The following is a 25,764-nucleotide window of genomic DNA, read 5'->3' on the forward strand; positions in this document are numbered from 1 at the left end:
TCACGGGCGCCCGTCACGCCCGCAAAGTAGTACGAAGTGAACAGGAAAGGCGATCATGAGTTCGCACGCCCAGGATGTCGCGGCCCGCGCAGTCGGCCTGTCCAAGACCTACGGCACCGGAGATACCCAGGTGCACGCCCTCAGTTCGGTCTCCGCAGATTTTGCCCGCGGTGAGTTCACGGCGATCATGGGCCCGTCCGGCTCCGGCAAGTCGACGCTGATGCATTGCCTCGCCGGTCTGGATTCCGCCAGTTCGGGTTCTGTTCTCATCGGTGACACGGAACTCACGACGCTTTCCGACAAACAGATGACCCAACTGCGACGCGATCGCATCGGTTTCGTTTTCCAGGCTTTCAACCTGGTGCCGACGCTGACTGCGCTCGAGAACATCACGCTGCCGCTCGACATCGCGGGACGCAAAGCGGATCCGACCTGGCTGAACAGCGTCCTGACCAAGCTGGGTCTGGGAGATCGGCTCGATCACCGGCCAGGAGAGCTCTCGGGTGGTCAGCAGCAGCGTGTGGCGTGCGCGCGTGCGCTGGCGGGTCAGCCGGAGATCATCTTCGGCGACGAGCCGACCGGAAACCTCGATTCGAAGTCCTCCGGGGAGGTGCTCTCGATCCTGCGGGCGGCTGTCGACGAGTTCAACCAGACAGTGGTGATCGTGACACACGATCCGCGGGCAGCGGCGTATGCCGATCGGGTGGTATTCCTCGCGGACGGCAAGATCGTCGACGAATTGCGCGAGCCGACGGCGGATTCGGTCCTCGACCGGATGAAGCGTCTGGACGCTCCGCAGGCGGTCGTGAACGTGGAAGCCGGGGCTTGAGCACATGGCTTCGGTAAGTAACTCGCCGATGCGCAAGGTTTCCCTGCGCAACTTGGCGGCACACAAGGTGCGACTTGCGCTGACGGTTCTGTCCGTGGTGCTGGGCACGGCTTTTGTCGCGGGTTCGTTCGTTTTCACCGACACCCTCCAGAAGACTTTCGATTCGATCTTCGAGAACACCGCCCAGGGCGTCGACGTGCGGGTGTCGATGGAAGAGCGCAACACCAGCGGCGTTCCGGTCGAGGATGTCGACAAACTTGCCGCTGTCGACGGTGTCCGAGCGGTAGCTCCGGCCGTCAGCGGGCAGATCGTCCTGATCAATGCAGACGGCGGCGCTGTTCAGACCGGCGGTGCGCCGAGTATCGGTCAGTCCTACCTGCCGCCCGGCCAGGCGATTGCCGAACCCGACACCTTCGTCGAAGGCGCGCCTCCGACGCAGACCGGCCAGGTGGCGCTCAACACCAGCGCCGCCGAGCGAGCCGGGCTGAAGGTGGGGGACTCCGCCAAGGTTCTGGCACCGGCCCGCGGAATCGTGGACGTGACGTTGTCCGGCATCTACGAGGGCGCCGGTAGTGACACCGGTGGATTCATCGGCGCGCTCTTCACCGACGAGCAGGCCCGTGGACTCTTCACCGACGGCCAACATGTCGAGTACATCGACGTCGCGGGCAACGGCGTGTCCCAGACGGAACTGCAGCAACGCGTCGAGCAGGTTTTCCCCGATCTCAAGGTGCAGACCGGTGACGAGGTTCGCGAGGAAACCAAGGCGGAGGTCGACTCGGCGCTGAGCTTCATCAACTACTTCCTGTTGGCGTTCGGTGCGATTGCTCTGCTCGTCGGCACGTTCATCATCTACAACACCTTCTCGATGATCGTGGCCCAGCGCCTTCGTGAGCTGGCGCTGCTGCGTGCGATCGGTGCGAGCCGGGCGCAGGTCGGCCGCTCGGTGGTCACCGAGGCGCTCGTGGTCGGACTCATCGGCAGCATCATCGGTCTGCTCGGCGGCATCGGTCTCGCCTACGGATTGCGCAGTCTGCTCAACACGTTCGACGTCGGTCTGCCCGAGGGCCCGCTCCAGGTGGGTGCCCGCACGATCATCGTCGCGTTGGTGGTCGGCGTCGTCGTCACGACGCTCAGCGCTTATGCCCCGGCTCGTCGTGCGTCGAAGATCCCGCCGGTAGCGGCCATGCGTGAGGAGTTCGCCTCGACCGGCGACTCATTGCGGGTGCGGACGCTGATCGGTGCGATTCTCGGCGTGATCGGTGTGGCACTGCTCGTATTCGGCTCTCGCGGTACCGGTGGCGGCGCGGCTCTGATCGTCGGGCTCGGTGCGTTCTCGTTGATCATCGCGGTTCTTCTCGGTGCTCCGGCCCTGTCGCGGCCGATCGTCGGCGCGCTCGGTGCCGTGTTCGCCAAGCCGTTCGGCGCCATCGGGCGGCTGGCTCGTACCAATGCAGTGCGCAATCCCCGCCGTACGGCTGCAACGGCATTCGCGTTGACTCTCGGTCTGATGCTGGTGACGGTCATCGGAGTGTTCGGATCTTCGGCCAAGGCGAGCATCAATGCTCTTGTGGACGTGGGTGTCTCGGCCGACTACATCCTGACCGGCCCCAACGCGATCGGCGTGCCGCGGGGTGCGGCCGACGCAGTCCGACAGGTGCCCGACGTGCAGAGCGCGACGTCGTTGCACGGAGTGCGTGCGAAGGTCGACGGCGAGGACGAGCAGGGCGCTTCGTTCGACGGACCGATCGAAGGCGTGCTCGAGTACAAGATTCTCGAGGGCACGGTCGATCTGACCGGCAACAACATGCTCGTCTCGAAGTCGACTGCGGACGACAAGGGTTGGACTGTGGGCTCGACTCAGACGTTGACCGGTCCCGGCGGCGTCGAGTACCAGACGGTTGTCGCGGGAGTGTTCGAGGACAACCAGCTGATCGGTTCGTGGATCGTCTCGGACGAGGCGTACCGGAAGCTGATGCCAGCGGAGAGCCTGCCGGACTTCGTGGTGCTGGTGAAGGCGCAGCCCGGCGCGGATCTGACCACGCTGCGATCCGAACTCGAAACGGCCACGGAGAAGTACGTCGTCGTCCAGGTGCAGGATCGTGAGGAGTTCAAGGGAACTCAGGGGCAACAGATCAACACGTTGCTGGCGATCCTCTACGGACTGCTTGCACTCGCGGTCGTGATCGCAATCCTGGGCATCATCAACACCTTGGCGCTGTCGGTGGTCGAGCGGCGACGAGAAATCGGAATGCTGCGAGCCGTCGGCATGCAGCGCGGACAGATGCGGCGAACGATCTATCTCGAGTCGGTGCTTATCGCGGTGTACGGCGCAGCGGTCGGAGTTGTTCTCGGCATCGCGTTCGGTTGGGCCTTTGTGAGCACCCTTGCCGACCAGGGCCTCGACAAGATCACGATCCCGTGGGGTCAGGTGGTCGGAATGCTGATCGGCTCGGGTGTGGTCGGTGTCTTGGCCGCACTGTGGCCGGCCAACCGAGCGGCCAAGACGAAGCCGCTGGAGGCGATTGCAGACATGTAGGGCCTTCGGCCCCCGTGCGCACTTTCGGCAGCGGAAACAGCCGAAAGTGCGCACGGTACCGTTGCCACATGAGCACCCTTCAAGAAGTCGGCGAACGTGAATCCTGGCGCTGCTGGCTGTGTGACGAACCGGTCGATCCCGACATGTCCGTCAACGATCCGCGCGGCCCGAGCATCGACAGCATCAACACCGCGAAAAAGGGTGGCAAGACCAAAGGTGGTGTCGAACGCTTGGCGCACCGCGCATGTAACACCAAGAAGGGTGCGGTCAAACCTGTTGTGGAGTGGCCGGATCGGTTGTTCGTCGTGGATCCCGCTCCGATCATCGGGGTCGTCGAGCAGCTCGAGCGCAAGGGTGGTCGCGTCGCCGTCGCTCGTTGCCCGGGCAAAGACGATGCCCAGGAAGCGTCGGACTGGTTGATCGACAGGTTGTCGCGACTGGCTCCGTCGCTGAATGTGGAAACGAGCATCGACGCCGCGGGCGGGGGTTACCTGTTGGTCCTCAAAACCGTGTAGTAGCTCGGTTCTGAGTGCCGTCTTTCGCGGTACCTGTTCCGCCTCCAGTGTCGTCGGGGTACGGTCGAACCGAACATGAATCCGGTTTCGAGTGCGAAGGAATCCCGATGAACCTGGCATTGACCGACGAGGAACTAGCGTTCCGCGACGAGATGCGGACGTTCTTCCGTACGCAAATCCCCGCGGACATCAGGGAGGCGTACGCCCACGGCGAGGAATTGGGGCGCGACCGTATGGTCGAGGCGCAGCAGATCCTCAACGCTCACGGTCTGGCGGTACCGCACTGGCCGGTCGAGTGGGGCGGCAAGGACTGGACCCCGGTCCAGCACAACATCTGGCTCGACGAACTTCAGCTTGCGTCGGTCCCCGAACCGTTGGCGTTCAACGCCAACATGGTCGGTCCGGTCATCGCAGCCTTCGGCTCGCAGGAGCAGAAGGAGAAGTTCCTTCCCGCGACCGCCAACCTCGACATCTGGTGGTGCCAGGGATTCTCCGAACCCGAGGCCGGCTCAGACCTCGCGTCGCTCAAGACCCGCGCGGTCCGCGACGGCGACGACTGGGTCATCAACGGTCAGAAGACGTGGACGACGCTGGGACAGTACGCCGACTGGATCTTCTGCCTCGTGCGTACCAATCCCGATGCGCCCAAGCGTCAGGCCGGCATCTCGTTCATCCTGGTCGATCTCAAGACGCCTGGCGTCACGGTCCGCCCGATCAAGCTGATCGACGGCGGCTACGAGGTCAACGAAGTGTTCTTCGAGGACGTCCGTGTGCCGGGAGAGAACCTGGTCGGTGAAGAGAACCAGGGCTGGGGCTACGCCAAGTTCCTGCTCGGCAACGAGCGCACCGGTGTCACGCGCGTCGGTTTCTCGAAGGTTCGGCTGGCCCAGGCCAAGGCCCGCGCTGCCGAGGTCAAGGTCGGTAACGGAACACTGCTCGAAGATCCGCTCTTCGCCGCCCGTCTCGCCGAACTCGAAAACGAACTGCTTGCCCTCGAGCTCACTCAGCTCCGGGTGGTCGCCAGTTCCGCTGACGGCCAGCCGAACCCGGCGTCGTCGCTGCTGAAGCTTCGTGGCTCCGAATTGCAGCAGGCGAGCGTCGAACTGCTGATGGACGTGGCCGGCCCTGATTCACTGCCGTACGACGCGGGCAGCGACATCGCCTCCGCGAGCTGGGCGCAGCACACTGCCCCGACGTACCTGAACTACCGCAAGGTATCCATCTACAGCGGATCGAGCGAAGTGCAGCGCAGCATCATCGCCTCCTCGATCCTCGGATTGTGAGGCGTGGCATGGACTTCGAACTGAACGACGAGCAGAAGCTTCTCCGCGACACCACCAAGGACCTCCTCGCGCGTAGCTACGACGCCGAGAAGCGCAACGCGATCATCGACTCCGATCCAGGGTGGAGCCCGCAGGTCTGGAAGCAGTTGGCCGAGGTCGGCCTGCTTGGCCTGACGTTCTCCGAGGACGACGGCGGCATGGACGCGGGCCCGGTGGAAATCGGCGCGGTCATGACCGAGATCGGTCGACGCTTGGCACCCGAACCGTTACTCGACGCGGTGGTGACGCCGGGCGGGCTCATAGCCGAAGGCGGCAGTGCAGAGCAGCGCTCGTCGATTCTTCCCGGAGTGGCCGAAGGCACCACGTTCCTCGCCTTCGCCGATCAGGAACCCGGAATCCGTTGGCCGGCAACCGAACGGACCACCGCGGCGGCCCAGGTCGACGGCGGCTGGACCGTCACCGGCATCAAGAATCCGGTCGGCCACGGCGCGACGGCGGACATCCTCGTCGTGAGCGCTGCGCTCCCGGATGGCGGCGTCGGACTGTTCCTCGTCAAGAGTGATGCCTCCGGCTTGGTACGCAAGTCCTACGCCACTCACGACGGTTTGCGCGGGGCGCAGATCGAGTTCACCGATACTCCGGCCGAAGCGCTCGGTGAGGGCGGAGACGCTTCCGCGCTGATCCAGGCCGCACAGATCCGTGAGCAGGCTGCTCTGTGCGCCGAGGCTGTCGGAGCAATGGAAGAGGCGCTGCGTCTGACCACCGAATACCTCAAGACGCGTAAGCAATTCGGTGTTCCGCTCGCAAAGTTCCAGACATTGACGCATCGTGCCGCCGATCTGTACGTCTCGCTCGAGTTGGCGCGCAGCATGAGTCTGTACGCAACGATGTCCCTTGCCGACGGAGTCGTGGATCCGGTGATCGCTTCGCGGGTGAAGTTGCAGATCGGGCGTTCGGCTCGGCTCATCGGTCAAGAGGCCATCCAGATGCACGGTGGTATCGGAATGACCGCCGAATACCCGGTGGGTCATTACGTGAGTCGCCTCGTCGCCATCGAGCACACCCTCGGCAGCACCGAAGACCATCTCCGGGTGTTGGCCGCCGGCGTGGCTGATCACGAGATGGTCAGCGTCGTCTGATCTTTCACGATCGACAGAAGGGTCGCATTCCGTTCGCGGAGTGCGACCCTTCGTCGTTCAGCGGTGAGAGCGTAAGACGTCCAAGCGGAGTCGACGCTGCTCGATGTTGACCGCACTGTCGGTGAACGCTTGTTGCCAGCCGGGGTCGCTCGTTCTGGACGCGGCGCTGCGGAGCAGTGGTATCGCCTCGAAAGGGAACCGAGCCTGCACACTGCGCAGGGTGGAGAAGTGGCTGTGCCGCGAGTGGATGCCCAGGTCCTCGCCTGTCGCGGCGTGCTCCAACGCCTCGTTTTCCAAGGCATTCAACAATTTTTCGGCGACGGCCAGCGGCCATGGACGGTCGATGCCGTCGAGGAGTGCGCTGCCGTCGACTCCCAGAAGGTACTCGTCCGCGTGTCCGGCGACTATGTACTCGACGCGCTCGCGTGGGTCGGCGATTGCGACGATTCTCCGGTCGGTCGTGCGCCCGTCCCTCTCCAAGAAGGCCGAAGCCCACGCTGTGTTCTTCTGGAGAACGGTTGCAGCAGTCCATGATTCGATCATCACGTCACGCCATTGTTTCTCGATGGGGATAGTGAGGGCGTCGCGCGGTGAACCGGCCATCGATTCCCACAGCGTCAGCGGAGTTGCAGTCACGACTTGGCGCAGCCACCAGCGCCGGATTCCCTTGTTCTTGTAGTGGACGTCTTCGATGCCGTCACGAAATGCGAGGTCGTCGAGTGAACCGGGCAAACGGACGGCCAGGCGCGGTCGCAACGGTTTCGTCTCGAGCCGCACCCAGGACCGAGCCCGAGTGACCATGCGAGAGGCGAACGGTGATCGGGGGAGTTGACGTAGTAGTTGAATGGCGCGCTCACGGACCCGCACGGCTGGATCGTCGAGTGCGCGTTCGAGGAGGGTGTAGTCGTGTTCACCCAGTCCGACGTCGAGATGATCGAGGAAATGCAGGCGGTTTGCCGTGGGCTCGTCGTCCCAGGCGATCTCGAGTTCTTCGCTCGCCAACTCCGGGTCGACCGTACGTATGTAATCGAACCAGGCGGTTCGGTCGTCCGGATCGGGCGAGAGCCACAGCTCGTCCCGGCGGGACCCGATCCGCCGGAGCTGGGCCCAGTCCGGATTCTGTTCCGCCAGGTACTGCCCCCGTCGACCGGCGAGGCGAAGGAGCGCCTCGCGGTGCTCGGGATACTTCATCGCGGCTTCCATGAAGAGCGGAACACTGGCCGCTGGCGCGAGGAATCCGTGTCGGTCGGCCAGTGCGAACCATTCCGCGAGAGTCCAGGAACGAACGTGCAACAAGGACTGAAGTTGTTCGATGGCGAGGTCGGGAAGCAGCGGTTGAACCGCTGAAGCAGTCGCTGATGCGCGCGAGTAACCTGCGTGCGCGTCTGATCGCAGGGAGGTCACCCGCCTACGGTATGGCAGGGGTGCGTCGTGCTCGGGCGCAGGGGTCGGGCGCGTGTCGGCAGATTCTGGAACAGTGGTAACCGGCGACCACCAGGAGGCGTGAGATGACAGACGGAACTGACGACGTCTTTGTCGTGGCGTCGGTGACCGAACGCCGAACACTCATCTCCACTCGGGTCAGGGAGTGGTGTGCAGCGGGGACCGTCGAGTCGAACCGGCCGGAGTTGTCCGATGACGTCGCACTGCTGATAGCCGGTGGTTATGCGGACGAGTCGACTCGGTCGATCCTGGCGAACCGTCGCAGTATCGGACGTTCGTTCCCGGAGATCGGCGGCTTCTCGGAGTTGCGTTATCTCACCGACGAACTTGCCCGCACCAGGCGTCGGCTGCTCGCGACCCGTATCGGCCCGGTTCAGGTTGTCCTCGACCGGCGGGTGCAGGCGCTCGAGAAGCGCGTTCAGTCGATGCGGTCGGCGATCGTGCACTCCAATCGCCACTTCGCGAGCAGCGTCCGTGCCATTCGCAAGGATCGCCGCGACGGACTGCATCTCGATGTGGAGCAACGTGAGGCTCTTTTCGCCGGGCTCACCCGCACCCCGGTCCCAGCCAAGCTGCCGGTGGGTCTCGGCGTCGTGGCCAGTAGCGGAAATGCTGCGCTCGACAAACTTGCCGCCCAGTTCGGGAAAGTTCAGGGAACCGGAGTCATCGCCGATGCCGGAAGACGCATCGCCGAGGTCCTCGACGGACTCGTCGATTCAGAACCCGAAGGACGCGCCGGTGAGTACGACGCCCTGCTCTACCTTGCCGGGAATCTGTTCGACCGGATCGAGAGTTCCAGCGCGTGGCATTCCGACCACTTCGTCATTCAACGCAACCAACTCGATCTGGCCGACGAGATCACCCAGATCGCGGTTGACACCGTCGCGCTGCGTTCGATTCTTGCGGAGTTGGACGACGCGGTTGCACTGGCACGCGACGAGGGAACCCGAGCCGGAATCGCTTCGCGCCGGGAAGCGCTCGGCGCGGTCTGGGACCAGTTGGTCGAGCGCGTTGCGGCCCTCGCGCGGATCGGTGACCTGGTCGCACGGGCCGAGGATCAGCTGAGTTCGCAGCGCGCGGTTGCGCATGCGGCGAGCCTCGACAGCCGGATCGACGACCTACTTGCGCGCTCCGGTTCACGTGAACTTTCGGCTGCAAACACGCACTACGTCGGGGACCAATTCGACGGCGTGGAAGAGCTGATGTTCGCTCACCGGGCGGCGCTTTACGGGGACATTGCACTGCTGACCTCTGGGAACGAGCGTCGGGCGCCGTAGTCAGGCCGTCGTCTGCGCTGTAAGGTCGAAGGTACTGACCGGCCACACGATCGAAGAACAGGCCGGGATTTCGTTCAATGCTCGACCCCGATGCCGATCCGGTGATGCGGGCGTACCCGCTCGAGACAGGTCGATCATGGAAGACACCGCAAGCCGCGGCATCAATGCGTTCATTTCCGAAGCTACGCAGCGTGGGGGCAAGGCTGTCCGTCTCACTCACTCGCGTCGTAACCCCGTCGAGGTGACGGGCGCAGACGGCATCAGCCGCATCGTTCGAGTGCGATCGAAGCTCGACGGAGACTGGCAGGCCAGGCGTCAGGACGAGTCGCTCGAGAGTGACGACACCCGCTCCGAGTTCTGGGTGTTCGTCGACCTGGCGGCCGATCCGCACGAGTTCTTCATGCTGCCCTCCAACGAGGTCGCCGACGACATCCGCGCCGAGGTCGATCTGTGGATCATGGACAGCCCCGGACGTAATCGCACCGGCCATCACGCGATTCCGCGTGGGCGCGTGGTGCACGGTCACGATCGCTGGGATGCGTTGGGCCTTGCCGCGGTCAAGGATCCGAGCATTTACGTGGAGGCCCCGGTTGCGACCAAGCGCAAGACGTCGCCGGTTGCCGCGAAGAAGCGTCGCGCCAGCGGTGTCGAGGAGATCGAAGTCGTCGACAATCGCCTCGAGATGACGGCCGATTGCCATGGCTACCGCTGGGTCGGACGTTTCGACGAAACCACCGAGGTCGTGGAGATCATGCGCGGACCGATGGAAGGCCGCCGATTCCCCGATCCGACGGCGGCCGCCAATGCCGTCACCGGTCACATCTCAGGCGACACCGAGAGCCATGACGGCTGGTCGTTTTGGACGATCAACAACACGGCCCTCGGCGCTCATCTCAAAACTGCCTGATCTCAGGCTCCGACCGCCGCCGACACTCGTTCGAGAGTGTCCAGTTCATTCGACGACAGCACGAGATTCGGGGCGTCCAGTAGCGCCGGGAGCTGCTCGGGCCGGCTGACGCTCGCGATCGGTGCCGTGATGCCCGGTCGAGTCAGCAGCCAGGCCAGCGCAACCGTCGAGATCTCGCTCTCGTGGGCCTGCGCGATTGTTGCCAGCTCCGCGACGACGTCGAGTCCGGCGTCGCTGAAGTATCCGGCGGTCAGTCGTTCGCGGGAGCTGCCTTCGATGTCCGCGCGGGTCTTGTACTTTCCGGTGAGGAAGCCGGAAGCGAGAGCGAAGTACGGGAAGACGCTGATGTTGTTGTCGGTGGCGATCTGCGCGAGTTCGGGTTCGTACGACTTGCGGTGTACCAGGTTGTAGTGCGGTTGCAGCGCGATGGGCGCGGCGTAACCGTTCTCTTCGGTGATCCGCAGCCACTCCCGGACTCGGTCGGGGCTGTAGTTGGAGATTCCGAGGTAGCGAACCTTGCCCGCGACGACCAACGCATTGAATGCTTCGAGAGTTTCCTCGAGCGGAGTCTGCGGGTCGTCGAAATGTGCGTAGTACAGATCGATGCAGTCCGTCTGCAGGCGCCGCAACGAAGCCTCTGCCGCGGCTGCGATGTTGTCTGCCTTCAGGCCCTTGAAATCGGGATGGCTACCCACCTTGGTGGCGACGACGATGTCGTTCTGCAGACCTCGGTCGGTGATCCATTTCCCGATGATCGTTTCGGATTCCCCACCGGAATTGCCGGGAGCCGACGCCGTGTACGAGTCGGAGGTGTCGATGAAGTTTGCACCGGCTTCGGCGAACGAGTCGAGGATCTCGAAGGACGTCTTCTCGTCTGCGGTCCATCCGAAAGGGTTGCCGCCCAAGCTAAGTCGGAAGATGTCGAGGTCCGAATTTCCGATGATCGCCACTGTGTGGAACTCCCGTCGATGAAGGTGGTCGCTGCATCCCGCACCGTACCCTCTCACGGCGCTGGCGATGGCGCGCCCTCGCCAGGTTCGCCGAAAAATGTATCGGATCGTGATTGCCGCCGTCAGCGTTGGGTATGGCCTCAAATACTGAATTCTTCGATGGACTGCTGATAGGAGCGTCCGATGATGATCGTGGACGAAGCCACTCGCGTGGTTCGTGGTGTGGCAGACGCAACGACGACGGTGGCCGGTGCCGTCGGTGGTGGAGTGATCGGTGGAGTGACAGGCGGGATACGCGGAACGGCGGAGGGCGTCCGAGACGGACTTCGTGCGGGTAGTTCCTCGACGCCGACCGCCGTTCTCACGATGGCCGCCGTCGGTGCGGCGGGATTGGTGGAATGGCCGGTGGTCGTGGCAGTCGGCGGCACGGCCCTGCTACTTCACGAATGGGATCGCAAGAGCGGGCGGCCTGATCGTGAGGTCAAGGCGGTTGGCCGCGCGAGCAAGACGGAACCGGCGAAGAAGGAATCGAGCGGAAACTCCCACAAGGCGGCCAGTCGGTCACAGGATCGAACTCACAGTTCTTCGCACACGCGATCCACTCACTGATGTTCACAGCGATGGCCCGGCGAGCGGTGTCGGTGGCAACTTTGCCGCCGCGCCTGGTGTTGTCGGGTCTCGCGTTGGTCGGTGGTTCGACGATTCCGCGAACCGCTGTCAGTGACGTGGCGCTGCGGACCGGCGCCCTTGCGCTGGCGGGCGTCGGGATGATTCCGGCAGCAGCGGGATCGATTCTTCGTGCCCCGCGAATGCCTGGTTCCACCTATGTCTCGGCGGCGGCGTCGGCGATCAATTATCAACCCCGCGTGCGTCGGCGAATCGAACAGAGCCTCGGCCGTTCGCTCACCGACTTCGCGTTGGAGTCGGCGACGTCGTTCGCGGATGTTGTGACCTATGCGCCTGCATCGCTTGGCGTGGACTTCGGATTGCGGACGATGCTGCTGCGCGAAACTTTGGCAGTGCGCACCGCTCGGCGCGGGTGCTCACTCGAACCCGGAGTTCGCCATTCAACCGTGAGGCATGAACCGAGTGGTCCGGGGGAGCGTTACGCTGACAGGATCGCTGGGGTTCAACTGCTCGCCGGGGCTGCACTCGCGGCCGTGTCTGCCGGCGGTGACACCGTCGCGACGAGCATCAAGGTTTCGGCGCCGCGGCCACTTCGGATCTCGCGCGAATCGTTCGCTGCTGGTTTGTCATTCGGTCTGTGGCGGACACACCACGCAGCCGTTTCGGATCCTGCAGCGCTACGCATGCTCGATCGTGTCGACACCGTTCTCGTCGATCCGAGCGTCCTCTTCGACGACGCGCTCCGGGTGTCCGACATACGAGGGGTGGCCGAGTCCGATCGCGTCGCGGTGTGGACACGAGCCAGGAAAGCTCTGAACGATGGAACTGTCGGGGCGGGACGGCATCGCATCGGCGGCGCGGACGTCGTCGTGAGACCGGTGCGAAAAGAGTTGGCGGAAACACTGATAGGCGAGATACGCACGGCCGGGGTCGCAGCCGTCACGATCGACGACGACGGGCTCGGATCACTCCGAAGTGGATTCGACGAGCTCTATCCGGCGCGGTCGACTCCCGAAGCCGGCCTGCGCGAGGCTCTCTCGGCATTGGTCGCCGAGGGCCGGACAGTTGCGGTCGTGTCGAGTAAGGCGATAGCGGGGCAGGCGGTGCTGCGTATCGGGATTGCGCCACCGAGCGGCGAGCACGTGAGCGCTGACATCCACACCGACTTGGCCGGGGCGTGGCGGGTGGTCCATGCGTTCCGGGCCGCCCGGACAGCGACGAGGCGCGGGGTCGAACTATCTTCGGGTTCTTCGGCATTGGGCGGCTTGATCATGCTTCCGGGAGTTCGAGGGGTTGGGCCGGGGCCCGTCACGGCTGGTTCCGCAGCGGGACTGTGGACGGGATACACCCTGTCCCGATCTGTGATTCAGGCTCCCGTCCCAGTCGGTACTCCGAGCGATACCTGGCATGAGATGGACGGTGATGCTGTCCTTCACGAACTCTCCGAATCCGTCCGACGTACGCCGCGGCGCGCTGACGCCCCTGTGCGGGCGCCCGCACGCTTCAGGTTGATCCGTGACGGATTGTCGGCGTTGCGAACAGAATTGGCCGATCCACTGACGCCGGTGTTGGCAACCGGTTCTGCGGCCAGTGCAGTCCTCGGGTCACCAGTAGATGCGATCCTGGTCGGTTCGGTCTTGGTCGGTAATGCCGCGATGTCCGCCTTTCAACGTCTGCACTCGGAACGCGCAGTGCAGCGACTGTTGCAGATGCAGGAGCCGGTAGCTCGGCGCGTGACGAACGCCGGCACGGTCGAGACAGCGGCCGACGCGTTGGAACTCGGTGACGTCGTGGCCCTCGAGTCCGGGGACATCGTGTCCGCCGATTGTCGTCTGTTGAGCGCCGAATCGCTGGAAGTCGACGAGTCGTCGTTGACGGGGGAGTCTCTGCCCGTCGACAAGCAGACCGACCCGACCCCGGGGATGCCACTGGCCGAGCGAAGGTGCATGGTCTATGCAGGGACAACAGTGCTTGCCGGCTCCGGCCGTGGCGTGGTCACGGCCACCGGAGCCCGAACGGTAACCAGGCGCGCTGATGCCGGCGTGTCCCGATCCGGGCCGGCCGTTGGCCTGTCCAACAGACTGCGCGAGCTCACGAGGGCGACCCTGCCGGCCAGTATCGGCGGCGGAGCGTTGGTGACAGTGGCGGGTCTGATTCGTGGCACCGGTCTGCGCCGCGCAGTCACCGGCGGCGTGGCCGTGGCAGTGGCTGCCGTGCCGGAGGGGCTGCCTCTGGTTGCCACTCTGGCTCAGCAGGCAGCAGCTCGAAGGCTCACTGCAGCAGGCGTACTGGTTCGTGCTCCACGTTCCATCGAAGCGCTCGGCCGTGTCGACGTGGTCTGCTTCGACAAGACTGGAACCCTCAGCGAGAACAAGCTTCGCGTGGCCGCGGTCGAACGCGTCGACGGTTGGGACGAAGGTGAGATCTTGGAAGTTGCAGCGCGCAGTGCCCTGCGACGCCGGGATGATCGGGTATTTCATTCGACGGACGCCGCCGTCGTCGATGCAGCCGAGCAAGCTCTAGGCAATGCTTCGGTGTTCGGTGACGTCGAGGCGGACAATCTCGTTCCGTTCAGGTCGGGGCGGCCGTACTCGGCGGCTTTGCTCGGTAGGCGGATCGCACTCAAAGGTTCGCCGGAGTTCGTGTCCGAAGCAGGACTCGATCCGAATGCTGTGTCGTCGAAGCACGTGCAGAGCATGGCCGGACGTGGACTGCGGGTGGTTGCCGTCGCCCAGCGAGAGTTGTCGGAACACGATGCGCGACGCGCCCGCGAAGACTCGGAGTTTCTCGAACGGTGTTGCTCCGAGGGATTGGAAGCGGTCGGCCTTCTCGGACTCGCGGACACGCTGAGACCCGAATCGACGCAACTTGTTCGAGACCTTCAAGGCAGCGGGCACCAAGTACGCGTGCTGACCGGCGATCATCCGACCACTGCGGCCGCGGTCGCCGCCGAACTGGGGTTGGACGTCGCCCGCGAGGATGTTGTCACCGGTCCGGACTGGGAAAACTTCTCTCGCGCCGAACGACGGGACGCGGTCCGCGGCAGCAGTGTCTTCGCACGCGTGACGCCCGAGCAGAAGGTCGAGATCGTGCAAGCGTTGGAGACCGACGGGCGGGTCTGCGCCATGGTCGGTGACGGCGCGAACGATGCTGCGGCGATCCGAGTGTCCAGCGTGGGAATCGGGGTGGCGTCGACCGACAGCGATCCGGCGCGCGGTGCGGCAGACATCGTGCTCCTCGACGGCCACGTCGGCGGATTGACCGACGCATTGGACGAGGGCAGTCAATTGTGGCGGCGGGTCAGATCAGCGGTGGGGGTTTTGCTAGGAGGCAACGCTGGTGAAGTCGCGTTTGCTTTGATCGGTTCTGCGTTGTCCGGCGAATCACCGCTCAACGCAAGGCAGTTGCTGCTGGTCAATCTGATGACCGACGCCTTGCCTGCTGCTGCGCTCGCGGTGAGCACCCCGTCCGAGAACGGATCCGACAAGTCCGAACAGATGGACACTCATGCGTTGTGGCAGACAATCGCTGTCCGCGGCTGTGCCACGGCAATCGGTGCGCTGGCTGCGTGGCTTCTGGCCCGGACGAGCGGCAGGAGGCGGCGAGCGTCGACGGTGGCGTTGGTTGCCCTGGTTGGTGCTCAATTGGGGCAGACGCTGCTCGAATCGCGTAGTCCGCTGGTGGTCGCCACCGTTGCCGGATCCGCTGCGGCGCTGGCGACCCTCGTCAGCACACCGGTGGTGAGCCAATTTCTCGGTTGTACGCCGCTCGGTCCGATCGCGTGGGGCCAAGCAGTGGGCTGTTCGTCGGCGGCGACGCTGCTGGCGGCGCTCGCCCCGCGGGTGTTGGAGCGGATCGCCGGACCTGAGGAAAACACGGAAGGTCAGTCGACGATTCGCAAGACCCCGACGCGAACCAGCACGGCGTACACCTCCCGAATCGGGGGAGTCAGCGCTCGCGACAGCGTGGAAATCAGCGAAGCGGAAATCAAAGAAGCGGGAACCGGTGAATCGGACACGCTTGTGAGCGTCGCTGCTGGAAGTGACACGTCGCCGAACTCCCGGGCGACCCGAGATGAATCCTGAGGAATCGTGACATGTCCCAGAACACCGTCGACCGCACGAACCCCGTCGATCACCGCGCCGTAGTGGAATCCGTCCGTTCGGCTCGGAGCTTCGAGTTGGAGCTACCGATCGTCGGTTCCATTCCGGTTCCGCCCCCTGAACAGATCGCCTATTTTGCGGTGATGGGACTGATGGTCGCCTTCGAGATCATCGAGTGGCCCGTGGCAGTCACCATCGCGGCGGGGCATCTGCTCGCAACAGAGCAGCACAATCATGTCCTCGAAGAGATCGGAGAGGCGCTAGAGGGCGTCTGACGCCAGCGCTGCCGGATACAAATCGAGCGACCCCGCAATTCGCGGGGCCGCTCGACGTGCGGAGAAACTTACTGCGCGAGTGCGCGCTTCATGCCGCGTTCGACTGCTGCGATGATCTGCGGACGCAGTTCTGCGGCAGGGACGATCTCATCCACCGAGCCGACCTCTCGGGCCCGCTGGATGTTGTGGATCGCTTCGAATTCGGATGCCACTTCGCCGAGCTTGTCGGAGCGGACGGCGATGCGCTGAGCGTTCAGTTCTACGCGCAGATGTGCTTTCTCCGTGTCGTCCTTGGCTGCTGCCAAGTCTGCCTCCAGTTGCTGCACCTTCGGATCGTTGTTGGTGCGGGTGTTCACCTCACGGGTGAAGACCACTGCGGCGGCGGGGGCGCCGCCGAGTACCGAGGCGAACGAACCTTCGACAGCAAGAACTTCCATGTTGTCGTTGAGCGCACCGGAGAACACGACGAACGCGCCGCCGTGGTAGCGGGAAACGACGCAGAACACGATCGGTCCGTCGAAGTTGACGATGGCGCGGCCGATTTCGGCGCCGTACTCGAGCTGGATGTTACGCAGCGACTCCGGGGAACCGTCGAAGCCGGAGAGGTTGGCCAGCACCACGATCGGACGGTTGCCGCTCGCAGCATTGATCGCGCGGGCAGTCTTCTTCGACGAGTTCGGGAACAGCGTTCCCGACGTCCAGGTGTCGGGACCGTCCGCGGGGAAGTGACCCTTACGCGGGATCGCGCGGGATTCGATGCCCACCACTGTGACCGGATGTCCGGCGAGGTGCGCGTCCAGAACGACCGAGGTGTCGGCGCCGGCCATGTCGGCCCAACGCTCGAGAACCGAGTGGTCCTGGTCGACCACCGACCGCATCACGGTGCGAATGTCGAAGGGCTTCTTGCGATCCGGGTTCTTCGCCGAGGAGAAGATGTCGCCGACCGTCTCGAAGTCGCTCGACGGGTGGGTGTGCGGGAAGCTGCGCACGTCACGATCGACGGGGTCCGTGGTCGCTGCGCGACGCGGGAACCGTTCGCCGGGAGCGAGATACGAGTGTGCGTAGTGGCGGAACAGGATCTCGCACGCCGCAGTGAGGTCGGGGGCCCAGTACTGCGCCTGGCCGTTGGGGCCCATGACGCGGTCGTAACCACCGATACCGAAGTTGTCCTCGGCCGACACACCGCCGGAGTAGTCGAGAGACTGCTTGCCGGTCAGCACCATCGCGCTGTCCGGGGTCATCACCAGAATGCCCTTGGTGTGCATCAACATGGTGGCTTCGGCGTTCCAGTAGGGCTGAGCGCCGACGTTGATGCCCGTGACGACGATGTTGATCTCGCCGCCGTTCTGGGTGAAGGTGATGATCCGGCGCAGGCCGCGGGAGACCCAGTCCATGTTTTCGGTGCCACTCTCCATCGAGATGGTGGCACCCGAGGACAGTGCGAACCACTCGACCGGAGCGTTCAACTTCTCGGCCAGGTCGATGGCAGCGACCACGCGTGAGCATTCGGCCTCGGCCACGGTGCCGAGCGCCTTGGTGGGGTCACCGAAGAGCGCGACACGAGTCATTCCCTCGGGATAACGCGGCGTCGGAGTGTTCACGAGGCCGACGACGATGCCGGCCTTGTTGAGTCCGTACGGACGCTCGACGGGCGAGAGGACGCCCGCTTCGTCGAAGTCGTGTTCGACGAAAGTGCCCTTGGTACCGGTCAGGAGCGGAATCAGCTCGTACGGGTACACGGTGCCGCGTGCCCGCGAACTCTGGACCTTCTGCGCGTAGGCGTCGAGGGGGAGCAGCGGTTCGGTGGGCGGGCTTGTCTTGTTGATGACCACACCGGCACCTGCGCGATAGGAGAAGCGCAGCGCAACTTCCTTGGGGGCGCCACCCTTTCGGTCCTTCAAGCGGGTGATGAGCGTGATCTCTTCGAGCCCGGCGCCGACGGTCAGTCGGGCTGCGTTCTGAGCGATCACGGAGAAGCGTTCGCTGGGAACGTCTGCGACCGGCCACACGTAGAGCACGACGCGGTTGGCTGCCAGTCGACGCTTGTCGCCGCGCTGGCTCTGCGCACGGCGGATGCCGTCGAGGCAGGCAGCGAGCGTGCGCTCGATGGCCGGGAGTGCAACCATCTGACCTTCGTCGTCCAGTTGCGGTGTCACGTCACGGATTTCCGCGAGGGCGATCAGGCGCTCGTCCTTCGGGTTCTCCTTGGCGGAGAGGTGGAACAGGTAGGTGTTCTCCGGAGCCGGCAGACGCTTTCCGTTGAAGTTCTTCAGGCGCCACATGTCCAGTCGCTGACCCGTGAGCGGGTGCATGTCGCGGATGATGTGATCCTCGACCAGTTCGCCGTCGACCGGGCGGAAGGTGACCCACCTGACCGGATCCCCGTTGGGGTTGCAGATGATCACCGTCGCGCGTCGTGATCGGGTGATCGCCTCGTTGCGGGAGAGTTCGGTGCGCAGCGTCTCGACGAGAGCGTCGCCGTCAGCGGGCTGATTCGGCCAGTCGAGGTAGATGTCGACTACCAGGCCACGGCCCGACGGAGCATCCTGCGCGATCGTGGCGACATCGTCGAGAGCCGTTCCGAGAGCGTCGAATTCGGCCACCGTCGAGACCAGATGCAGCCCGTCGCCCTTGAGGTCGAAGTTGCCGGTCACGAAACGGCGGTCGACGTGCTCGAAAACGCGGACGTCTTCGAAGGAGTGAATCTTGTAGTAGCGACGCGTGATGACCTCGAGCAGAGGGCCGCCATCGCGGTTGCCGAGGCCGATCTTTCGACCCAACAGGTCCAGGAGAGGCTCGGGAGTGGCGACGAGGTTGGCGATCCGCTCGTCGAAATCGGCAGCGTCCGGCTGTTCTTCGAGGTAGGCGAGGTTGCCGCGTACTCCGTCGTAGACGTCTTCGCGAACCTTGCGGATGCGCGGCTCGTCGAAGAACCGGAAGCGAAGGTTACGGGCTACGTCGCCGATGACGGGGTAGCGGACCTGCGTCGCGACGATGAGTCGATCGAGGACCTCGTTGAGCTCCTGAGCCGAGCAACCGGGGGCCTTGTCGCCGACCAGCCAGCCTTCGAGAAGTGCTGCAATGACCGGGATCTGGGCTTCCATGCGCTGCAGTGCCAGGAAGAGTCGGTACACCGCTTCCTCGACGGCCTGGCGATCGTCCATATCGGTGACGTCGTAGTGGCGAAGTGCCCGTTCGAGTCTCGTGCGGAACGACGCCGGCAAACCTTCGCGCTCGGAGTCGAGTGAGTGCAGGAAGGTGTGGAAGTGCTCGCGAGGGCTGTGGACGGATTCGTCCTTCGCCGACTCACCCGAGGTGGGCTTGTTGCGCGAGAGTTCGCAGATGTCGGCGAAGGTGGTCAGCACTGCAAGTTCGGCCTGTACCAGTTCGCGGTCCTCGGACTCGAGCGCGCTACGAAGTGCGTCGTACTCGGCGAGGACTGCGTTCGCGTGCTTGCCGCTGACGTCGTAGCCGCTGATCATCGCGGTCAACGCTTCGAGCTGCGCCAGCGCGTCGCCACGGGTGTCGGAACCGGAAGTTGCTGCCGGAAGATCGAATTCGACGCGCGGAGCCTTTTCAGTGACGGCTTCGTCGCTGATCTGGTCGACGCGCAGGAGCGGTGCGCCGGCATCGACCTGGGAGTTGACGGTAGCGAGGACCTCACGCACCTTGCCCGCGTACGGAGCGCGAACCGCAGTCTCCATTTTCATGGATTCCAGCACGACCAGGGTGGAGCCGGCTTCGACGTCGTCGCCGACCGCGACCGGTACTGCGACGACGACGGCGGGAGCGGGCGCACGGACCACGCCGGCGTCGTCCTGGCTGATCTGGTGGCTGATGCCGTCGACCTCGACGAGATAGCGCGCCGGGCTCACGACGGAAACGACGTGGAAGCGCCGATCACCGATCACCAGACGCGACTCGAAGTCACCGAGACGATCGACGTCGACCTCGATGTCGCCGGCGTCTCCGTCGACGCGGTAGCGGTGCGGGCCGATACGCCCGACGGTCAGCTTGTATGCCTGACCTTGATAGTTGAGCTCGACGGTACGGCCGATCGCGTGATTGGCGCGGGGACGGCCGCCACGTGCCGAGGCGAGGAAGGCCGCACGCTCGAGGGACTCCTCGGCGTCGTAAGCATCGATGGCGGTGGCGATCAGTGCGACGTCCGCGCGGCGAGTGGTGCCGGTGAGAGCGCCCGTGCGGTCGAGCCAACCGGTGTCCGCGGATGCCGAGACGACCTCGTCGCGATCGAGTAGATCGAGGAGGAACGACTTGGTGGTGGTGCCGCCGTCGAGTACGACAGTGGTTTCACGGAGGGCGGTACGCAGACGCGCGAGTGCCTCGGAGCGGTTGCGGCCCCACGCGATGACCTTCGCGACCATCGAGTCGTAGTCGGGCGGAATGACGTCGCCCGCGGCGATGCCGGTGTCGACGCGGATGCCCGAGCCGAGCGGAAACTTCAGGAGCTGAACGGTGCCGGGCGCCGGCGCGAAATCGTTGTCGGCGTCCTCCGCGTTGAGACGAGCCTCGACGGCATGGCCGAACGCGGGCGGGCAGTCGCCGACCAATTCGTCACCGCTGGCGACGAGGATCTGCAGCTTGACGAGGTCGATTCCGGTGGTGACCTCGGTGATCGGGTGCTCGACCTGCAGACGGGTGTTGACCTCGAGGAACGTGAACAGCTTGTTCTCGGGCTGGTAGAGGTATTCGACCGTGCCTGCGCCCTGGTACCCGGCTGCCTTGACCAGTTCGGCGGACACCTTCTTGAGGTGGTCCGACTGTTCTTCGGTCAGCACGGGAGAGGCGGATTCTTCGATGACCTTCTGGTTGCGACGCTGAATCGAGCAGTCGCGAACGCCCGGAGCCCAGACATTGCCGTGGTTGTCGGCGATGACCTGTACCTCGACGTGGCGTGCATCGGTGACGAGGCGTTCGAGGAAGACGACGGGGTCGCCGAAGGACCGCTCTGCTTCGCCCTGCGTGCGCTCGAGTGCAACTTCGAGTTCGTCTTCGGCCCAGACCTTGCGGATACCGCGTCCGCCGCCGCCGCTTCGGGCCTTGATGATCAGGGGATATCCGATGGACTGAGCATGACGACGAGCGTCGGCGCGCGTTTCGACAGGTCCGCCGCTCCACGGAGCGACAGGTACGCCGACCTTCTCGGCCAGGATCTTGGCGGCAACCTTGTCGCCGAGCAGGCGCATCGCGTCGGCGCTCGGGCCGATGAACGTGATGCCCAGTTTCGCGACGATCTCCGCGAAGGCGGGATCCTCGGCCACGAAGCCCCAGCCGACCCAGACTGCGTCGGCCTTGGCTGCGAGGAGTGCTCGCTCGAGTTCGGCGTAGTCGAGGTACGGGCTACCGGTGCCGGTGCTGCGCAGGGTCACGCCCTCGTCGGCCTGGCGGACGAACATGGCGCGGCGCTCGGCCTCTGTGTGCAGTGCAATGACGCGAATGCCGTAGTCGTGTTCGGCGTTCAGTTCGCGTACAGCCCTGATCAGCCGGACCGCGGCCTCACCTCGATTGACCACTGCGATTCGTTTGAACATTGTCACTGCCACCGTCCTTGATGAGATTCTTCGTCACGTACGTTGCGATATGAGCCGACCGTGTCCCACATACCCGGATTACCTGGTTCGTGAACTACGCCGCGATGCGCTGTGTTTCCCCACGGTTGCGCGTCGGCAAGTGATTGCCCATCCGGTTCGTAGAGTCCCCTGCGCTCAGGCACGGCGTGCCTTGTGTGCCACCCTGCAGGCGTGGACTCAGAACCGCTCCAATCACGAATCAGCAACATATTGTGTCTGCTTCCAGGGAATCCCTGGTTTATCTAAGAATGCAGTATGTCGACGCTCATGTCACCTGGGCGAATTGAAGAATATTAGTCAACGTGAACCACGGTTACACCTATGGCGTTAAATCATTGTGGCCCAAGAGGATTGGGCTCTGTGATACGGATCACGATGGTAATGAAATCGGCAAGGAAGTGAATACTCACTGGTAACAAAATCGCGTATTCGGAGAATTCTCACGATTGCTCGATTATTACTGATCGGTACTACTGGCGAGTATTTTTTACGTCCTGTCGGACCGTATTCGAGAAATCGCCTTCGATGGTCGCGATGTGCTGTGCGATCGCGTCGAGTCCTCCGGAAGGGAGCTGCAATGCGTTGCCGAGAGTAAGGGAAGTCCGCTTGAAGTGCTCCACAAGGGGTTCGTATTTCGTGACCAGTCTCAGTCTGTCGGTCTCGTTCAGGTACTTCACGCTTCCCGCGTTGTCGACGAAGTCGCTGAACTTCACGAGGAACACCGCGGGATCCTCGATCGCGCGGATGACGTGATCCTGGTAGCCGGTGGTGTTGTCGTGCGGGTAGTCGATTGGATTGGTCACTGCCTCAACAAGTTCGGAGATTCTGTGGCTGAAGTGCGAGGCGATAAGTGTTGACGCACGTTCTTGCGCCTCGGATGCGGACATGTCGTCCGCAGTCTGGCCGCCGAGGAGCGCGATGACGGCGTGTGGTCGGTCCTCGACCGTGTCGTGCAGCGCGGTTGCGCTCAGGATCTCGACGTCGGAGCATCCGTACCGAAGCAGCCGCAACACATTTCGAAGGGGATGAACGATGTAGGGATCCTCGTTGGATTTGATCCCGTTCTTTCTGAGCTGATCGAGATGCGCGAGGGTCGCGACCTCCATGGCGAGCCGCAGGGTTTCACCCGGGATCGCCAGCTCGTCGACGGCGCTCTCGATGGCGAAGACCAGCGTCGCAGCGTCCATCTCCTTCAGGGGTAACTGTTCGAATGCAGATCTGATCGGGTCGGAGTTGCTCATGCCAAATAGCCTTCCGGTTGGTGAGGCGTCGCGACGAATGTCCTGGTGCGGATCTGCAATCGAGTCCTGATTGACGCCGGAAATACGGGCCGAGGTCAGAATCATCTTGATTCTATCCGGAGACTACGACAGCAAGTGTTCTTAGCGTTGTAGTCGAGGTGGACGGGGAGTTTCGTTCGCTTTCATCACTGGCAGACATGGGTAGGAAGAGGTTCGATGACCACGGAGGCGACCCTGGCGTCGTTTGTCGAGACCGTTGACACGGATGTCGATACTCATCCACTGGACGACCCTGTGCGACAAGGACTTCGCGGACATCATGCGCAATTCGCTCGCTGGGCAGGGAGAGTTGCGCGATACGACCCGACAGTCGCTCCGTTTGTCGGTCATCCGCCCGAGTTGGACGCCGAAGACTGGGAGAACCTACTCACACTCGTAGGTCCAGGCGGCACGGTAGGTTTACGAGGATTTGATCATCACCCGCCGGAAGGGTGGCGCGTTGTGGATCAGTTCGGCTCGGTCCAGATGGATGGGTCCGCACTCGAAGTCTCCGTTGATCCGTCGGTCGAACTTCTCGGGACGGGTAACGTTCCCGAAATTCTGGCATTGATCGAGCGCACCAAGCCCGGACCCTTTCTTCCTCGTACCGTCGAGATGGGCAGCTACTACGGCGTTCGCGTCGACGGAAGACTTGTCGCCATGGCGGGGGAGCGGCTGCACCCTCCGGGATGGACGGAAATCAGTGCGGTGTGCACTGACAGCGACTTTCGGGGTCGAGGCCTGGGTACGACGCTGATCCGTGCCGTCGCTGCCGGGATTCGCGAGCGCGGCGAGCTGCCGTTTCTCCATGCAGTGCAATCGAATACGAATGCGATCAGACTCTACGAATCACTGGGGTTCGTTCTCCGGAAGAGATCCAGGTTGACTGCGGTGCAGGCGCCTGCCTGATCAAATTCTCGCCGACGCCTGTGTTTCGGGCTCTCGGCCACTAGTCTGAACAAATGACAGTCGATCAGGCGTTGGACAGTGATTTCCTCACTCTTGCCGATCCGTACCGCCGCGAGTTGCTGGCGCACTGCTATCGCATGATGGGGTCGATTCACGACGCCGAAGACCAGGTCCAGGAGACGTTCATCCGGGCTTGGCGCGGGTTCGACGGCTACAAAGGCCAGTCGTCGCTCAGGACCTGGCTCTACCGCATCGCGACGAATACCTGCCTGACCGCGCTGGAGGGGAGATCGAGGCGTCCACTCCCGACCGGCCTCGGCGCACCTAGTTCGGACCCGGCCGACGATTTGATCGAGCGCAACGAGATTGCCTGGTTGGAACCGATCGCGGATTCTGCGTTGGGCGACGTCAATGATCCCGCCGTAATGGTCGTCAATCGCGATTCGGTCAGGCTCGCGCTTGTTGCCGCTTTGCAGCACTTGTCCGCGCGCCAACGTGCGGTTCTCGTCCTGCGCGACGTTCTGCAGTGGAAGGCATCGGAAGTTGCGGAGGCCCTCGACACCACAACCACTGCGGTTAACAGCCTGCTGCAGCGGGCTCGCGCGCAGATCAATCACATCGGGCCCACTGAGGACGATCTCGTGGAACCGACTACCGAGGCTGCCCGGAATTTGCTTCGCGACTACGTGCACAGCTTCGAGAGCTACGACGTCGAGGCCATCGTTGAGCTGTTCACGCGTGAAGCCATCTGGGAGATGCCTCCGTTCGAGGGTTGGTACCAGGGACCCGAGGCGATCGGGCAGCTCATCGGAACCAAATGCCCGGCCGACGGACCAGGAGCGATGCGTCTACTTCCGACCGCCGCCAACGGCCAGCCGGCGTTCGGCCTCTACATGCGCGAGCCCGATGGGGTTCACCGTGCTTTCCAGTTGCACGTTCTCGATGTGACCGAGTCCGGGATCTCGCACGTGACGTGTTTCTTCGATCTGAGTCTGTTCGCGCGGTTCGGATTGCCTGCAGAGCTGTAGGGGAAGGGAGTTGCGCGAGCCCTCCGGTACGGAGGACCCGCGCAGCTACTCGTTACTGCTGTTGCTCTGCGTTACTGCTGAGGAACAGTCGCAGCCGGGTCCATCCACATGACCTCCCAGACGTGATTGTCGAGGTCGCGGAATGCGCGTCCGTACATGAAGCCGTGGTCCTGGGGCTCCATCCACTTGCTACCGCCGGCAGCAATCGCCGCATCGACAAAAGTGTCGACTTCCTCCCTGCTGTCGGCCGACACACACATCAGTGCTTCACGAGCTTTCGACGTGTCACAGATGTCGTCGGCGATGAAGTCCCCGAATCGCGGTTCGTTCAGGAACATGACGGTGGCGGAATCACTGACGATCATCGAGACGGTGTTCTCGTCACTGAACATGTCGTTGAACTCGAAGCCGAGCCCGCTGAAAAATGCCCGGGTAGCGGCGACGTCCTTGACCGGCATGTTGACGAAGAGAAGACGAGACATGGGTGGCTCCTTGAAGTCGGTTGACTGATTACTGAACGCTTCGGTTCCTGTTGGTTCCTGCTCATACAGACCGCAGTGGGCGCAGAAAGTCATCGCGAGAAGCAAAAATTCGAGAAAAGTATCGGCTGTTAACCCGCGTCAGCGCTCTGACCTGGCGATTTGGTGTTGTGTTGATCTTCGCGTAACTTTGTCCAGGTCAGAGCGACACGGACACCGACTCCCACCTGCGAGGGTGAGTGACACGAGGTTGTACGAAGTGCCTGGCGAACACAATCCAGTTTTTCTTCACGGGGTTCCGGTTTGCGCCGGTGACTTGGTTGGGATAGGCTGGAAAAGTTGCCCCGGAGCAGCGGCCATAGGGTCGTGGTGATGGTGTGCGCGTGTTCTTTGAGAACTCAACAGTGTGTCGATGAATGTCAGTGCCAAAATTAATTTGGTACTTCACATGTCGGATGATGTTCCGGGCCTTCGGGTTTCGGTTCTGATGTTCGGGGTGTGAGTATTTTTCGTCGGTGATTGTTCATTCTTCCGTCTGAATGGTTGCCGACACATTTTTTGCTAGTTGAGTTTTTTTGCTAGTGATTTGA

Annotated in this window: 17 protein-coding genes; 12 read left to right on the plus strand and 5 right to left on the minus strand. The window is 63.4% G+C overall.

Annotated features, from left to right (window positions below):
• Positions 1 to 55: 55 nt before the first annotated feature.
• From ABWI03_RS07480 to ABWI03_RS07500, 5 genes are all read left to right on the plus strand, one after another.
• Entirely contained in the window at positions 56 to 829 is a 774-nt protein-coding gene (locus ABWI03_RS07480) for an ABC transporter ATP-binding protein (RefSeq protein WP_003945134.1), read from the plus strand.
• Positions 830 to 833: 4 nt separating this feature from the next.
• Entirely contained in the window at positions 834 to 3,368 is a 2,535-nt protein-coding gene (locus tag ABWI03_RS07485; protein WP_095972859.1) for an ABC transporter permease, read from the plus strand.
• Positions 3,369 to 3,436: 68 nt separating this feature from the next.
• Entirely contained in the window at positions 3,437 to 3,883 is a 447-nt protein-coding gene (locus ABWI03_RS07490; protein WP_020970172.1) for a hypothetical protein, read from the plus strand.
• Between the two features lie 107 nt (positions 3,884 to 3,990).
• On the plus strand, positions 3,991 to 5,166 hold the full coding sequence (locus ABWI03_RS07495) for an acyl-CoA dehydrogenase family protein (protein WP_007736177.1): 1,176 nt from the start codon (positions 3,991 to 3,993) through the stop codon (positions 5,164 to 5,166).
• Positions 5,167 to 5,174: 8 nt separating this feature from the next.
• Positions 5,175 to 6,305 (plus strand): acyl-CoA dehydrogenase family protein, encoded by a 1,131-nt coding sequence (locus ABWI03_RS07500; protein ID WP_298775353.1) that lies wholly within the window; start codon positions 5,175 to 5,177, stop codon positions 6,303 to 6,305.
• 57 nt (positions 6,306 to 6,362) lie between these two features.
• Here ABWI03_RS07500 and ABWI03_RS07505 read toward each other — a convergent pair whose 3' ends face one another.
• On the minus strand, positions 6,363 to 7,709 hold the full coding sequence (locus tag ABWI03_RS07505) for a DUF5691 domain-containing protein (protein ID WP_298775356.1): 1,347 nt from the start codon (positions 7,707 to 7,709) through the stop codon (positions 6,363 to 6,365).
• A gap of 104 nt (positions 7,710 to 7,813) precedes the next feature.
• Here ABWI03_RS07505 and ABWI03_RS07510 point away from each other — a divergent pair, with 104 nt between their 5' ends.
• Entirely contained in the window at positions 7,814 to 9,025 is a 1,212-nt protein-coding gene (locus ABWI03_RS07510; protein WP_095972855.1) for a hypothetical protein, read from the plus strand.
• 136 nt (positions 9,026 to 9,161) lie between these two features.
• Positions 9,162 to 9,932 (plus strand): hypothetical protein, encoded by a 771-nt coding sequence (locus ABWI03_RS07515; RefSeq protein ID WP_095972854.1) that lies wholly within the window; start codon positions 9,162 to 9,164, stop codon positions 9,930 to 9,932.
• Positions 9,933 to 9,934: 2 nt separating this feature from the next.
• Here ABWI03_RS07515 and ABWI03_RS07520 read toward each other — a convergent pair whose 3' ends face one another.
• Positions 9,935 to 10,882 carry an aldo/keto reductase gene (locus ABWI03_RS07520; protein WP_095972853.1) on the minus strand — a complete coding sequence of 316 codons (948 nt, stop codon included), beginning with the start codon at positions 10,880 to 10,882 and terminating at the stop codon, positions 9,935 to 9,937.
• Between the two features lie 183 nt (positions 10,883 to 11,065).
• On the opposite strand from ABWI03_RS07520, the gene ABWI03_RS07525 reads away from it, so the two are divergent.
• The 3 genes from ABWI03_RS07525 to ABWI03_RS07535 are packed head-to-tail and all read left to right on the plus strand — an operon-like array spanning position 11,066 to position 15,887.
• Positions 11,066 to 11,491 carry a hypothetical protein gene (locus ABWI03_RS07525; protein WP_298775360.1) on the plus strand — a complete coding sequence of 142 codons (426 nt, stop codon included), beginning with the start codon at positions 11,066 to 11,068 and terminating at the stop codon, positions 11,489 to 11,491.
• Complete coding sequence (locus tag ABWI03_RS07530; RefSeq protein ID WP_298775362.1) at positions 11,491 to 15,594, plus strand: cation-translocating P-type ATPase; 4,104 nt, start codon at positions 11,491 to 11,493, stop codon at positions 15,592 to 15,594. Before ABWI03_RS07525 ends, ABWI03_RS07530 begins: the two co-directional genes overlap by 1 nt.
• An 11-nt stretch (positions 15,595 to 15,605) precedes the next feature.
• On the plus strand, positions 15,606 to 15,887 hold the full coding sequence (locus ABWI03_RS07535) for a hypothetical protein (RefSeq protein WP_095972850.1): 282 nt from the start codon (positions 15,606 to 15,608) through the stop codon (positions 15,885 to 15,887).
• Between the two features lie 68 nt (positions 15,888 to 15,955).
• Here ABWI03_RS07535 and ABWI03_RS07540 read toward each other — a convergent pair whose 3' ends face one another.
• Complete coding sequence (locus tag ABWI03_RS07540; protein ID WP_298775395.1) at positions 15,956 to 21,439, minus strand: ATP-binding protein; 5,484 nt, start codon at positions 21,437 to 21,439, stop codon at positions 15,956 to 15,958.
• A gap of 509 nt (positions 21,440 to 21,948) precedes the next feature.
• Entirely contained in the window at positions 21,949 to 22,719 is a 771-nt protein-coding gene (locus ABWI03_RS07545; protein WP_298775365.1) for a hypothetical protein, read from the minus strand.
• A 216-nt stretch (positions 22,720 to 22,935) separates the two neighbouring features.
• Between ABWI03_RS07545 and ABWI03_RS07550 the strand changes: the two genes are divergently transcribed.
• Positions 22,936 to 23,667: a GNAT family N-acetyltransferase gene (locus ABWI03_RS07550; RefSeq protein WP_298775367.1), complete on the plus strand. Its 732-nt coding sequence runs from the start codon at positions 22,936 to 22,938 to the stop codon at positions 23,665 to 23,667.
• Positions 23,668 to 23,720: 53 nt separating this feature from the next.
• Positions 23,721 to 24,695 (plus strand): sigma-70 family RNA polymerase sigma factor, encoded by a 975-nt coding sequence (locus ABWI03_RS07555; RefSeq protein WP_166813173.1) that lies wholly within the window; start codon positions 23,721 to 23,723, stop codon positions 24,693 to 24,695.
• 71 nt (positions 24,696 to 24,766) lie between these two features.
• Here ABWI03_RS07555 and ABWI03_RS07560 read toward each other — a convergent pair whose 3' ends face one another.
• A complete protein-coding gene (locus tag ABWI03_RS07560; RefSeq protein ID WP_003945103.1) occupies positions 24,767 to 25,177 on the minus strand; it encodes a VOC family protein in 411 nt (136 codons plus the stop codon).
• Positions 25,178 to 25,764: the final 587 nt, after the last annotated feature.

Origin of the sequence: Rhodococcus baikonurensis (assembly GCF_040489275.1) — a bacterium.
GTDB classification, from domain to species: Bacteria; Actinomycetota; Actinomycetes; order Mycobacteriales; family Mycobacteriaceae; genus Rhodococcus_F; species Rhodococcus_F baikonurensis.

Coding starts and splice junctions, on each gene's coding strand:
- ABWI03_RS07490 (WP_020970172.1), top strand. CDS start 3,437: ATGAGCACCCTTCAAGAAGTCGGCGAACGTGAATCCTGGCGCTGCTGG.
- ABWI03_RS07540 (WP_298775395.1), bottom strand. CDS start 21,439: ATGTTCAAACGAATCGCAGTGGTCAATCGAGGTGAGGCCGCGGTCCGG.
- ABWI03_RS07530 (WP_298775362.1), top strand. CDS start 11,491: ATGTTCACAGCGATGGCCCGGCGAGCGGTGTCGGTGGCAACTTTGCCG.
- ABWI03_RS07515 (WP_095972854.1), top strand. CDS start 9,162: ATGGAAGACACCGCAAGCCGCGGCATCAATGCGTTCATTTCCGAAGCT.
- ABWI03_RS07525 (WP_298775360.1), top strand. CDS start 11,066: ATGATGATCGTGGACGAAGCCACTCGCGTGGTTCGTGGTGTGGCAGAC.
- ABWI03_RS07545 (WP_298775365.1), bottom strand. CDS start 22,719: ATGAGCAACTCCGACCCGATCAGATCTGCATTCGAACAGTTACCCCTG.
- ABWI03_RS07480 (WP_003945134.1), top strand. CDS start 56: ATGAGTTCGCACGCCCAGGATGTCGCGGCCCGCGCAGTCGGCCTGTCC.
- ABWI03_RS07495 (WP_007736177.1), top strand. CDS start 3,991: ATGAACCTGGCATTGACCGACGAGGAACTAGCGTTCCGCGACGAGATG.
- ABWI03_RS07535 (WP_095972850.1), top strand. CDS start 15,606: ATGTCCCAGAACACCGTCGACCGCACGAACCCCGTCGATCACCGCGCC.
- ABWI03_RS07550 (WP_298775367.1), top strand. CDS start 22,936: ATGACCACGGAGGCGACCCTGGCGTCGTTTGTCGAGACCGTTGACACG.
- ABWI03_RS07555 (WP_166813173.1), top strand. CDS start 23,721: ATGACAGTCGATCAGGCGTTGGACAGTGATTTCCTCACTCTTGCCGAT.
- ABWI03_RS07510 (WP_095972855.1), top strand. CDS start 7,814: ATGACAGACGGAACTGACGACGTCTTTGTCGTGGCGTCGGTGACCGAA.
- ABWI03_RS07485 (WP_095972859.1), top strand. CDS start 834: ATGGCTTCGGTAAGTAACTCGCCGATGCGCAAGGTTTCCCTGCGCAAC.
- ABWI03_RS07560 (WP_003945103.1), bottom strand. CDS start 25,177: ATGTCTCGTCTTCTCTTCGTCAACATGCCGGTCAAGGACGTCGCCGCT.
- ABWI03_RS07500 (WP_298775353.1), top strand. CDS start 5,175: ATGGACTTCGAACTGAACGACGAGCAGAAGCTTCTCCGCGACACCACC.